This window comes from Sorangium sp. So ce327 (genome assembly GCF_051530205.1).
Lineage (GTDB): Bacteria > Myxococcota_A > Polyangia > Polyangiales > Polyangiaceae > Sorangium > Sorangium cellulosum_B.
This window is the reverse complement of sequence record NZ_CP150330.1, coordinates 12,012,912-12,025,833: the sequence shown is the minus strand read 5'-3', so window position 1 is coordinate 12,025,833 and position 12,922 is coordinate 12,012,912. Positions and strand designations below refer to the sequence as shown.

Sequence of the window (12,922 nt, the reverse complement as noted above, 5' to 3'; positions counted from 1 at the left end):
GCCTGCTGCTCGACCGACTGCGCCTACAGGCGCAGGCCCTTGGCCGAGGCAGCCGCTGCGCTCTGCGCGTCGTAGAGCGTGCCGTCGCGCCACATGGCCCACAGCACCCCCGACAGCCGCCGCGCCAGCGCCACGACGGCGATGTGGCGACCCCGGCGTTCGGCAATGGCGTCTGCCCATCGACGCAGTGGGTCGTCGCCGCTCTTGTTCTTGTGCCGCAGGATCGTGTGCGCGGCCTGCGTCAGCAGCATGCGCACGTACGCGTTGCCTTGCTTGGTGATCGAACCCAGCCGCCGCTTGTCGCGCCCGCCGGAGGTGTCCTCCAAGGGAACCAGACCCAGGTAGGAGGCGAGCTGGTGGGCGTGGCGAAAGCGCTTGGCTTCGTCCACGACCGAGACGAACGCGGCAGCGACGACCAGCCCCACGCCGGGCGCCGTGGTCAACCGCGCGATCACCGGCTCGTGGGCGCACAGCTGCTCGAGCGCGGCATCGACCAGCGCGATCTGGGGGTTGAGCACCTCCAGCGCGGTCACCAAGGGCCCGACCAGCTGACGGGTATCGGCTGGCAAAGAGGCCTCGCTCAGCCGCGCGAGAAAATCCTCGGTCATGCATGTCGCGACCTTGTGTCCGCAGGCGCGCAGGATGCCGCGCACGGTGGTGACATACTGGGCCCGCGTCTCGACCAGCGCGCGTCGCACGGCCAGCTGGTGGCGTATGGCTCGCCGGTGGGGCGACAGCACGTGAGCGAGCGGAATGCCCCCGCGCTCGACGGCGCGCGCCAGCGCCTCGGCATCGAGGCGGTCATTCTTGCGGCCGTGCTGGCCAACGCCGAGCTGACGTGCTCGCGTGGTGTCGACGACCAAGACGTCGTGGCCCCAATCGCGGAGCTTGTCGTGAACCACCCAGGCCTCGCGGCACGCCTCGAGCGCCACCCGGGCCGGCGAGGACGACGGACCGAGGACGTCCTGAAGCGAATCAAACGAGCGGACCGTGCGTCGCAGCGCCACCTGCCCGCCCGCTACCTCGCAGAACGAAATCTCGTTGACCCCCAGATCCAGCGCTACACTTCGCATGGCTGACCTCTCCTGGGCCCCCGTCGACTGCGTCTTCGAACGCGTGGGGGTGCCCGCAGGCAACCCTGCAGGCGAGAGGTCAGCCATCTTGCTTGCTGCTCCGAGTGGCTCCTTCTTGCGCGCTGCTCTCCGGAGCTTGGAGCCCCCGCCGGAGGCCTCCGTCCGCCCGTCGCCCGCAGCTTTGTCCGGCTGGAGCGCGCAGGGGGAGTCAAGGGCGGCCAAGCCGGCGAGCTCCGCTCGCGAACCCTTGACGCCCCCGAGCACTCCAGCACGCTCTGCTGCTGCCGATGGGCCGACCTCCACGGTGCAGCGGGCTGTCTTCGCAGGCCCCGCCGCGCGGACACGTCGAGCAGACGCACGGGTCGGTGCGGTCGGCATCGTGGATCCAGGCTCCGCTTGGGTTGCCTCATCCCATCTATCACGTTGAAACCCGGAGAATTTTCACAGGGAGGCGAGGAGGCGGGGAGGAAGAAAGAATGAATTTCTTTCTCTTGCCGTCTCTCGCTCCCCGCCTCCCCGCCTCCCCGTGAAATTCCTGCTTTTTCTCGTGGTTTCAACCCGTTTGTCGCTTTAGGCTCCATCTCACGCGCCCCGCGGATCTCGCGAGGCCGGTCGGCGATCCATCCTCTTTCGCAGGAAGCTCGCCCCGGCGCCGGCAGCGGTCCAGCGCCGAGATCGACGTGGGTCCGCGCCGGCGTGGGATGAGCCGCGATCACGCGGCGACAGGACGGAGCGACCGCTGCGAGACGATGTCGCCGACCGCGACGAGGATCTGACGATCGCCCTCGAAGGGGCTGCGGGCGTGGGCCGTCGCGAGGTTGTCGAGCAGCGCGATGTCGCCCAGACGCCAGGTGAAACGGACGGCGGTTTGCACCGTCACCTTCAGCACCTCCATGATGGTCTCGTCGGGAATCGGGCTGCCGTCTCCGAAGCAGACGTTGCGCGGGAGATCCTGGGGCGCGAGCACGGCCCTGAGCGCCGCGGCCGTCTTCGCGTCGAGGCAGGAGACGTGGTGCAGCAAGACCTGATTGAAGAAGCTCGGATCACCCGTGCCCGGATGGCGGATCACCGCCGGGGCGCGCGTCGCGATGCGAAGGGAGCCGTCCTTCTTCCACGTCCACTCGACGCCCTGCGCGCGGCACCGCTGCTCCACCACGGAACGATCGTCGGTGCGGAAGAAATCCTGCCAGCGTACGTCGACGCCCCGGATGAAGTTACGCACGTAAAGAAGCCCCTTCGACTCGAAGGGCCGCACGAACGCCGGGCCGAGAGCGCGGTACAGGCGACGGCAGTCGACGATGGGCGTCTCGCCTCCGGTGAACTCCGCGCGCCCGCAGAAGAAGAGCTGGCGCGTGGGGAGCTCCGGGGTGTGCGCTCCCTCGTTGTGAAACAGGATGGCTCGGTCCTTCGGGTACCAGGTCGCGTCGTAGATGAACTCGGCGCTCTCGCGCTTGACCAGATCGCCATAACGGGGCTCCAGAGCGCTGCAGAGCGCCCGCGCGGCGCGCTCGAACGCCGCCTCGTCAGGGACGCGGAACCCCCTCAGCAGGACGGCGCCGTGCGTCGAGAGCGCGCGGTCCACCTCGGGACGGTGCACCTCCAGCCAGGCGATCAGATCCGTGCCCTCGCGCTCGGGACGCACGAGGAGCGGGAAAGAGAGATCGTCGCCGGGCTGCACGTGCTTTACCGGGCTCAGGGTCCACTCGGGGAGAGATGAGATATCCATAGCGGCGTCGCCCTTTGTCACCGTTCAGGCCACCCGATCCAACGACTCGACGGCGGCGCGGATCGCCGCCGCCATGATCTCCGCGACGCGATCGACCTCCGCCTCCGTGATGATGAGCGGCGGCAGGAGGCGAACGGTGCTGCCGTGACGACCGCCGATCTCGAGGATCAAGCCGCGCTTCAGGCACGCGTGCTGGATGGCCGACGCGAGCTTCGGGTGCGCCGGGCGAGCGCCCCGCTCGTCGGGCCGGCCAGCGCTGTCCACGATCTCCACGCCGAGCATCAGCCCTCGACCGCGGACGTCGCCGATGCAGGGGTGCTGCTTCTGGAGCTTCACCAGGTGGCCCTTCAGCCGGGAACCCATCGCCTCCGCGTGCAGATCGAGGCGCTCCGAGCGGATGAAGCGCATCGCGGCCGAGCCCGCCGCCATCGCGAGCTGATTGCCCCGGAACGTGCCGGCGTGCGCGCCGGGCTGCCAGCGATCGAGCGACTCGTGATACACCACCACGGAGAGCGGCAGGCTGCCGCCGACCGCCTTGGAGAGCACCAGCACGTCAGGGAGGATGTCCGCGTGCTGGAAAGCAAAGAACTTCCCGGTCCGGCCAAAGCCGGTCTGGACCTCATCGAGGATCAGCGGCACCCCGGCGTCCCGCGTGATCGTCCGGATCTCCCGCAGCCACGACTCCGAGGCAGGGATCACCCCTCCTTCCCCCTGCACCGGCTCCAGGATCAGCCCCGCGGGCGGCAGCACGCCGCTCTCGGGATCCTGGAGCATGTTGCGGATGTAATGAAGGCCGGCCGCCGCGCCCTGCTCGCCGCCGATGCCGAACGGGCACCGGTAGTCGTAGGGATAGGGCAGGAACTGCACCCCCGTCTGCGCGCCGCCGAGCGCCCGCTTCGGGCCGAGGTTCCCCATGAGGCTCAGCGACCCGAGCGACATCCCGTGGTACGCGCCGTGGAACGCGAGCATCGTGCTGCGGCCCGTCGCCGTCCTCACCAGCTTCAGCGCCGCCTCGACAGCGTCCGTGCCCGTGGGGCCGCAGAACTGGATCCTCGCGTGGCGCGCAAACTCCTCGGGGAGCATCGAGAACAGGTCGTCGATGAACTGATCTTTCACCGGCGTCGTGAGATCCAGCGTCTGCATCGGCAGCTCGTCGCGCAGCGCGCGCTGGATCGCCTCGACGATCACCGGGTGGTTGTGGCCGAGCGCCAGCGTGCCGGCGCAGGCCAGGCAGTCGAGGAACACCCGCCCTTCGACGTCCTCGACGTAGATGCCACGGGCGCGCCTTAGCGCGAGCGGGATCCGCCTTGGGTAGCTCCGCGCGTTCGACTCCCGCGCGCTCTGCCTCGCCAGAAGGTCGTTGTCGCCGAACGAGTAGGTCGACGTGAACGTGAGCGGTGTCGCCACGGAGGCAGCACCCTGAGTGGAGCTCGTTTCAATACCGGGACGCATAGAACACCTCGCCAAGCGAAAACTTGACCCCCGCCGAAAACACGTTGTTCAACACGACTGATCGTCAATCCCCCATCGCCGCGAAGACGGACTCTCGCAGGCGCTCGTCGAGAAGAATGCTGTCGTGATCGCCCTCGACGACGACCGAGGACACGACCGTGAGATTGGAGAGCGGCCCGCCGCGGGCGAGGCGCCGGCCGTCCGCGCCGACCGACGCGCTCGCCCACCACAGGTGAACCGGGAAGACGACCGGGCGCAGCGCGTAGCCCTGCATCAACCTGTGCGTGTTGACGACGTTGAAGAGCTCGCTCTCCTCTGCCCAGTCGAGCCGCTTGCCAGACAGGCCCTGCGCCTCGAACTGACGCGCCATCCACGCGCGCGCGCCGTCGTCCGCGGCGTCGAGCAGCCGGCGCCACTTCCGCCGCAGCGCAGAGGCCTCGATCCATCGGGACATGTCATCGAGCGCACCCGCGCCGGGCGGCGCCGCGAAAGGCCCGTCTGGCTGCTCCGCCGGCGACAGGAGGGCCGTCGCGTCGATGAGCCCGAGGAAGCCTATCTCGAGGCCGCGCTCCGCGCACGCGCGCGCGACCTCGATCGCCACCACGCCGCCGAACGAGTGGCCAAGGAGGTTCACGACACCGCCGCGCAGCGACCGCGTGATCTCGTCGGCGTAATGCTCCGCCATCGACGCGACGGATTCATCGACCCAGTCCTCCATGGTGAACGCTCTCGCCTGGATCCCGTACACGGGGCGTACACCGGTGAAGCGCTCGACGAGGGGGCGGTAGCGGATCACGTGGCCGCCCGCGGGATGCACGCAATAGAGGGGGCTCTTCGCGCCGCCGGTGCGCATCGGGACCAGCGTCTCCAGCGGGTCGCGCCTCGCCCGGCGGCCGATCGCCTCCGCGAGCTCGGCGAGCGTCTGGTGCTGGAACACCAGCGCGAGCGGCTGCGGCTCGCCCAGGGCGCGGCCGAGCGCCTGCATCATCCGCACCGCGAGCAGCGAGTGGCCGCCCAGCTCGAAGAAGTTGTCGTGGGCGCCCACGCGCTCGACGCGGAGCACCTCGGACCAACTCTGCGCGAGCGTCCGCTCGAGCTCGCTCCGGGGCGCGATGTAGCTCGCGCGCGGCTGGCTCCCGTCGGGCTCGGGCAGCGCCTTGCGATCGACCTTGCCGTTCGCCGTGAGCGGCAGCGCGTCCAGGAGCACGTAGAGCGACGGCACCATGTACTCCGGCAGCGCAGCCCTCAGCGCCGCGCGGAGCGGCTCGCTCCCCGAGCGCGCGAGCTCCGGCTGCGCGGGCACCACGTACGCCACGAGGCGCTTTTCCCCGGACGCGTCCTCCCGGGCCATGACGACAGCGTCCTTCACGCCCGGGTGGTCCAGCAGCCGCGCCTCGATCTCCCCGAGCTCGATGCGATAGCCCCGGACCTTCACCTGGTGATCGCGCCGGCCGACGACCTCGATCACCCCGTCGGGGCGATACCGTGCCAGGTCGCCCGTGCGATAGAGCCTGTCGCCCGGCTCGGCGCTGAACGGGTTCGGGAGGTACACCTCCGCTGTCTTCGCGGGATCCGCGAGGTAGCCGCGGCCGACGCCGACGCCGGCGACGCAGAGCTCGCCGGTCGCCCCCACCGGCACGAGGGCGAGGCGCGCATCCACGATGTAGAGCTGCGTGCCGTCCACCGGCAGGCCGACAGGGACATGGGTGTCCCGCGCGCCCGGCGGTTCTCTCAGCGTGTGGAGCGAGACGTCGTCGGAGCACTCTGCAGGTCCATAGGCGTTGACGAGCGGGACCTCTGGATAACGGGCCAGCCATCGCTGCGCGACGTCCGGCGGCAGCGCCTCGCCCGTCGGCAGCAGCCAGCGCAGGGGGAGCCGCTCCGGCGGCGGCAGGCCATCGCCCCCGAGCGCGCTCGCGAGCAGGCTCGGGACGACCTCGAGCACGGTGATCCCGCGCTCCACGACGCGCTCGAACAGGGCGGCGGGATCGTGCGCGATCGCGTCCGGAAGGATGTCCACCGCCGCGCCGCAGAGCGGGGCGGTCAGGAGCTGCCATACGGAGATGTCGAAGCACTGGGAGGCGGTCTGGGCGATGACGTCGCGGTCGGTGAGGCCGAGATAGGGAATCTTGCTCCGCTGGTTGTTGAGCATCCCGCGCTGCTCGACCATCACGCCCTTGGGCGTCCCCGTCGACCCGGACGTGTAGATGACGTACGCGAGGTTGCGCGGCCCGCTGTAGATCCCGAGATCCTGCTCGTAGAGCGGGCCCCGCGGGATCGCGTCGAGCCGGAGGACCGGAGGGCGATCCGCGCCGGGGAGGAGGGCGAGCGCCTGCTCCAGCGCCGGCCGGAAGGCCTCGGAGACGAGGACGGCGCGCGGCCGGGCGAGCCGCACGATGTCCGAGAGCCGCTGCGCCGGGTGCCGCGGGTCGAGCGGGAGGTACGCGGCGCCGGCCTTGAAGACGCCGAGGATCATGCTCAGGAGATCGAGCGCGCGCTCGTCGAGCACCGCGACCACGTCGTCCAGGCCCACGCCCGCCTCGACCAGCGCGCGGCCGATGCGGTTGGCGCGCGCGTTCAGCTCGGCGTAGCTCCACGCCGCGTCGCCGCAACGCGCCGCGACCCGCCCGGGGGAGGCCCTCACCGTCCGCTCGAAGAGCTCCACGTAGCTCGAAGGCGGCGCGAGATCCGCTCGGTCCCGGTTGATGCCGAGGAGCATGCGCCGCTCGGCGTCGCCCAGGATCGAGATGTCCCCTACCCGCCTGTCCGCGCCGTCGATGAGCCCCTGAAGCGCTGCCTGGAAGTGCCGGAGGAGCGCCTCGATCTCGTCCCTTTGGAAGAGGTCGCCGTTGTAGGAGAGGTGCAGGCCGAAACGCTGGTAGGGATAGAGGACGACGGTGATCGGGTAGTTTGTGTGCGTGCGGTTCTTGATGCCCTCCGCGCCCATCTCCGCGCCTTCCCGGACCACGTCCTCGTCGACCGGGGCGTTCTCGAACACGAAGAGGCTGTGGAAGAGCGACGACCCGCGCACCTCGCTGCAAAGGCGGATGTCGGTGAGCGGCAGGTGCTCGTGCTGCCGGATCTGCGCGTTCTTGTCGAACACCGCGCGTAGCCAGTCCGCTACCCGCTGCTCCGCGTCCACGCAGAGCCGGAGCGGGATGCTCTGGATGAAGAGCCCCACGATGGACTCGGCGCCCTGGATCTCCACCGGGCGCCCCGCGACGGTCACGCCGAAGACGACGTCGTCGAGGCCGGCGTGGCGGGAGAGCACGAGCGCCCAGGCCGCCTGGACGACGGTGTTCAGCGTGACGCCGAGGCGCTTGGCGAGCGCATGGAGCCGCGCCGTTGTGTCCTCGTCGAGCGACTCGTAGCAATCGTCGACCCGGTCGTTCGCGGCGCCGTCCCTGTCCGACAGCGCCGCGAACGCGAGCGGCGTCGGGTGCGCGAACCCCTTGAGCTCGTTCTTCCAGAACGCCCGCGCCGCGTCCGCGTCCTGCCGGAGCAGCCACTCGACATAGGCCTTGTACGGCGGGAGGCGCGGCAGGTCGGGCTCCCGCCCTTCCACGAGCGCATGATAGTACGCCAGGAAATCCCGCATCACGAGCGAGCTGCACCAGGCGTCCATCAGGATATGGTGGTAGCTGCTCGTGAAGCAGCTCTCGCCTTCGCGGAGCCGGATGAGCCGGGTCCTGAACGACCTCGGCTTCGAGAGGTCGAATCCGGCGCGGAGCTCTTCCTGAAGGAGCCTGTCGAGCGCCACCCTCTGCGCTACCTCGTCGAGCCCTCGAAGATCCAGGAGCTCGCACACCGGGCCCGCGTCGCGGTGGACGACCTGGATCGCCCCGGCCTCCTCGCCGAGGAGGAACGCCGTCCGGAGGATCGGGTGCCGCGCGACGACCCGATTCCACGCCTCGCAGAACGCTTCTACGTGGACCGGCTTGTTCACGCGGTAGACGTACTGCATGTGATAGATGCCGGAGCCGGCGCTGAGCATCGAGTGGAGCATCAGCCCTTGCTGCATCGGGGTCATGGGATAGATGTCCTCGACGCTCCGGTAGTCGAGGCCGATCGCGTCGAGCGCGGCCTGCGACGCGCGCACGAGCGGGAAGTCGGAGGGCGTCGCCCCGGAGGCGCCGGAGGAGCAGCAGTGTTCGATCACCGCGCGCAGACGCGTGACGTAGAGCTCCGAGAGCCGCGCCATCTCGGCGGCCCCGTGGATCTCGGCGCTGTAGACCAGCTCGACCCTGAGCCGGCCGCCGTGGATCAGGGCGTTCACGTCGAGCCACGCGCGGCGGGCGCTGTCCGGTGCGCGCGATTCGCCGGCCGACTCGCGCGCCACCGCGAACAGGCCGTCTCCCTCGAAGACCTGATCGAACTGGCCCAGATAATTGAAGGTCACGAGCGGCCGCGCGCCTCGGGCGAGCGCCTCTCCGCCGGGGTGGAGATACCGGAGCACGCCGTAGCTGAGCCCCCTGCCCGGCACCTGCCGGAGCTGCTCCTTGATCGCCTTGATCGATCGCGCCATGTCGCGCGGATCCGGGGCCAGCCGCACCGGGTACAGCGTCGTGAACCACCCCACCGTGCGCGTGACGTCGAGGCTGTCGAAGAGGTCCTCTCGCCCGTGCCCCTCCAGCTCGACGAGCACGCTGTCGCGCTCGGACCACGCGCAGAGCGCCTGGGCGAGCGCGGTCAGCAGCAGATCGCCGATCTGGGTGCGGTACGCCCGCGAGGCGTCGGCCAGGAGCCGCGCCGTCTCCGCCTCGCCGAGCTCGGCGTGGACGGTCCGCGCCGTGGCGACCGTGTTTCGCCCGCGCGGGTTCGCCGCCGGGAGCTCCGGCTCCGGCGCCTCGACGGCGCTCCGCCAGCGGGCGAGGTCCTGCTGGATCCCATCGCTGCCCGCGTGATCGCGGAGCGCCCGCGACCACTGCTGGAACGAGCTGCTCCTGGCCGGCAACGCCACCTGCGCGCCCGCCTCGAGCTGGCGATACGCGGTCCGCAGGTCCTCCAGCAGGATGCGCCAGGAGACCCCGTCCACGACGAGGTGGTGGACGGCGAGCAGCAAGCGCCCGCTCTGCCCGCTCCCCAGATCCATGGCCACCGCGCGGAGGAGCGGCCCCTCGGCGAGATCCAGGCTGCGCTGCGCCTCGCCGGCCACACGCTCGATCGCCGCCGCGACGTCCACCTCCGCGCTCAGGTCGACGTGCCGGACGAGGCCCGACGGCGACCCCTCGCCGTACCGCTGCCTCCAGCGGCCGCCCTCTTTCCGGAAACGCATCCTCAGCGCGTCGTGGTGCTGGACGATCGCCTGGAGCGCCCTGTCCAGCAGCGCGACGTCCAGCCGCGCGGTCACCTCGAGGAGGACGGACTGATTCCAGTGGTGCGCCGCCGGGAACTCCTGCTCGAAGAACCACCGCTGGATGGGCGTGAGCTCCACATCGCCCGCCGCGGCCTCGTCCTTCGGCTCTCGCGCGACGGCGAGCGGCTGAGCGGCGCTCGCCGCCTCCGCGAGCGTCTGGTTCGCGAACATCTGCTTGGGGGTGAGCTTGATGCCCGCCCTCCTCGCCCGCGCGACGACCTGGAGCGTCAGGATCGAGTCCCCTCCCAGCTTGAAGAAGTTGTCGTGGACGCCGATGCGGTCGCGCTTGAGCACCTCGCACCAGATCGCGGCGAGCTTCTTCTCCGTCTCCGTGCGCGGCGGCACGTCCTGCGCGGCTTCTGCCTTTGCCGGCGCCGGCAGCGCCTTGCGGTCGAGCTTGCCGTTCGGCGTCAGCGGGAAGGCGTCCAGAAAGACGTAGTCGCCTGGGACCATGTAGTCCGGCAGTCGCTCGCGCAACCGCGCCTCCAGCGCCGCACCGTCCCGAGCTCCCTCCTTCCCGATCACGTACGCGACAAGCCGCGCGTTCCCCGCCTGCCCCTCCTGCACCAGCACCTGCGCGTCCGACACCTCGGCCAGCGACAGCAGCGCCGCCCGCACCTCACCGAGCTCGATGCGGTAGCCGCGCACCTTGACCTGCTCGTCCACCCGGCCAAGGAACTCGATGCTCCCGTCCTCCAGGTACTTCGCTCGGTCCCCCGTGCGATACAGCCGCTCCCCCGCCTCGCCGAACGGGTCCGGGACGAACCGGTCCGCTGTCAGATCCGCGCGGCCGAGGTACCCGCGCGCCACGCCCTGCCCGCCGATATAGACCTCTCCGGCCACGCCGCTCGGCATCGGCTGCAGATCGCTGCCGAGCACATAAACACGGCTGTTCGACAGCGGCTTGCCCAGCGGCAGCGTCGCGCTCGCCGCCGCCTGCTCCGGCCGGTGCTCGTGCGTCAGCACACCCACCGTCGTCTCGGTCGGGCCATAATGGTTCACAACACGGCAGCTCCCGTGACGACGGATCTGCTCCAGCAGCTCCCACGACGTCGCCTCTCCCCCCAGGATCAGCGTGTGCCGCGGAAGCACCCGCTCCGGATGCGACGATTGCAGCAGTCCCTTGAGGTGGCTCGGCACGATCTTCAGCACGTCCACCCCTTCCGCGTGCATCAGCTCCGCCATCGCGTCCGGATCGAACACCCGCTCGTCCGACAGCAGGTGCAGCGTCCGCCCCGAGCACAGCGCTCCAAACAGCACCGTGTTGCCGAGGTCCGCCGCGATCGTCGACACCATCGCCAGGCTCGCCTCCTCGGGCAGCGACAGCCGCGACAGCAGCGCTTGCACGTAGCTCACAACGCCCCGGTGCGTCACCACAACGCCCTTCGGCCGGCCCGTCGAGCCCGACGTGTAGATCACGTACGCCGCCTGCTCCGCGCTCACCGGCGCGCTCTTCTCCCCCTCGGCCGGCGCCATGCTCTCGGCCTCGGCCGGCGTGATCACCTCCACGTCCAGCCCGGAGAGCGCCCGTCTCGCGCTCTCCTCGCCCAGCACCACCCGCGCCCCGCTGTCCTGCACCATCTCCCGCAGCCGCGCCTCCGGCTGCTTCGGATCCAGCGGCACGTACGCCGCGCCGCTCTTCAGCACGCCCACGAGCCCCACGAGCAGCCCCGTGCTCCGCGGCAGCCACAGCCCCACCCGCGACTCCGCCCCGACCCCACGGCTCCTCAGGTAGCTCGACAGCCGGTTCGCCCGCTGCTCCAGCTCTCCGTAGCTCAGCGCATCGCGCTCCACCTTCACCGCCACCGCGCTCGGCCTCTGCGCCGCGGCACGCGCGAACAGCTCGTGCACGCCGCCTTGCACGCGGGGAGCCGCCTCGGCGGCGCCGCCCGCGGGGATGTCCGCCGCGCCCGCGTGAGGCGCCCGTCCGAGCGACGAGAGCGGCGCCTCGGCGTCGCGCAGCAGCTCGGCGGAGAGATCCCGGAAGCGCCGCAGCATCGTCCGGGCAGCCTCGTGGCTCACCCGATCGCAGTGATAGGAGAGGGCTACCTCGATGCGATCGCCCGGGGCGACCACCAGCGTCAGAGGATAGCTGTTCCGGCCTCGATTGAAGATCACGTCGCCCGAGGCCGACTCCTCCGGCTTGAGGACGGACACCCGCAGCCCGAGATCCGAGAGCCCGTCGAGCACCGTGGCGACCGGGTAGTTCTCGAACACCACGATGGACTCGAAGAGCGGGCTCTCCCGGCCCCGGTCGGCGCCGATCCTCGCCAGGCTCGAGTGCTCGAACTGCCGCAGCTCGCCGCTGTAGGCCTGGATCCGGCGCAGCCATCCGAGCGCCCGCTCCGCGGGGTTGATCTTCACCCGGACCGGGAGGGTGTTGATGAACATCCCCGCCATCCGATCGACACCCCCGATCTCCGGCGGCCGGCCGGAGACGGTCGCGCCGAACACGATATCATCGCTCCCGGTACACGCCTTGACGAGGAGCGCCCATACCCCCTGGAAGTACGTGTTGAGCGTCACCTTCCAGTCGCGGGTCACCGCGCGCAGCCGCTCGGACTCCTCGCGCTCGAGGACCACGCGTTGCTCGGCGAACCGGGCCGAGCCCTCCTGCCCCGGCCCCGGGCGGCCGGGGAACTCGATCGGCCGATCGTACCCGGCGAGCGCGCTGCGAAAGAACCGCTCGGCGGCGCCGTGATCACGCTCCTTCAGCCATTTCACGTAGCTTGCATACGGAGGCACCATCGAGAGCGGCGAGCGCTCGCCCCTCGAGTCCGCCCGATAGTGGGCGAGCACCTCGCCGAGGACGTTGGCGACGCTCCAGCCGTCCAGGAGGATGTGATGGATCTCCCACACGAAGGCGTGCTCCTCCGGGCCGAGCTCGATGAGCGTCAGGCGCGGATCCGCCGACCGGGCGAGGTCGAACCCGCGCGCGCGCTCCTCGCGCAGGAAGGAGGCGAGCCGCGCCGACGCGTCGTCGGCCGGGGCCGCGCTCCACGACACCGCGCGGACCACGGGCTGCGTCTCGCGGTAGACGATCTGGACAGGCTCTCTCGTCTTCTGCCACTCCACGTCGCTCCGCAGGGCGTCGTGGCGCGCCGCCACCTGGCCCCACGCGCGCGCGAAGGCCTCCCGGTCGAGGCGCCCTCGCAGGTGAAAGCAGAGCTGGAGGAGGTACGGGTCGCCCCCGGGCGGCGCCTCCAGCGCGTGGAGCAGCATGCCCTGCTGCAAGGGAGTCAGCGGATAGATGGCTTGAACGTTCTTCTTGTTACGCATGGCACGACCTATCAACGAGTCCTCTGGGTACGCCGC

At 70.5% G+C, this 12,922-nt stretch carries 3 protein-coding genes and 3 pseudogenes; all 6 read right to left on the bottom strand.

What is annotated here, in order from left to right; all coding sequences use genetic code 11:
• Nucleotides 1-23 precede the first annotated feature (23 nt).
• Nucleotides 24-1,073 (bottom strand): IS110 family transposase, encoded by a 1,050-nt coding sequence (locus tag WME95_RS45075; RefSeq protein WP_437905378.1) that lies wholly within the window; start codon nucleotides 1,071-1,073, stop codon nucleotides 24-26.
• 712 nt (nucleotides 1,074-1,785) lie between these two features.
• A complete protein-coding gene (locus WME95_RS45070) occupies nucleotides 1,786-2,799 on the bottom strand; it encodes a TauD/TfdA family dioxygenase (RefSeq protein ID WP_437905376.1) in 1,014 nt (337 codons plus the stop codon).
• Nucleotides 2,800-2,823: 24 nt separating this feature from the next.
• Nucleotides 2,824-4,251, bottom strand: coding sequence for an aspartate aminotransferase family protein (locus WME95_RS45065; protein ID WP_437905375.1), 1,428 nt, complete (start codon nucleotides 4,249-4,251; stop codon nucleotides 2,824-2,826).
• Between the two features lie 64 nt (nucleotides 4,252-4,315).
• Nucleotides 4,316-5,068 (bottom strand): annotated as a pseudogene (locus WME95_RS45060) (alpha/beta fold hydrolase); the annotation flags it as partial.
• Between the two features lie 78 nt (nucleotides 5,069-5,146).
• Nucleotides 5,147-8,350, bottom strand: a pseudogene (locus tag WME95_RS45055) (amino acid adenylation domain-containing protein); the annotation flags it as partial.
• Nucleotides 8,330-12,886, bottom strand: a pseudogene (locus WME95_RS45050) (amino acid adenylation domain-containing protein); the annotation flags it as partial. The pseudogenes WME95_RS45055 and WME95_RS45050, both read right to left, overlap by 21 nt.
• Between the last annotated feature and the right edge of the window lie 36 nt (nucleotides 12,887-12,922).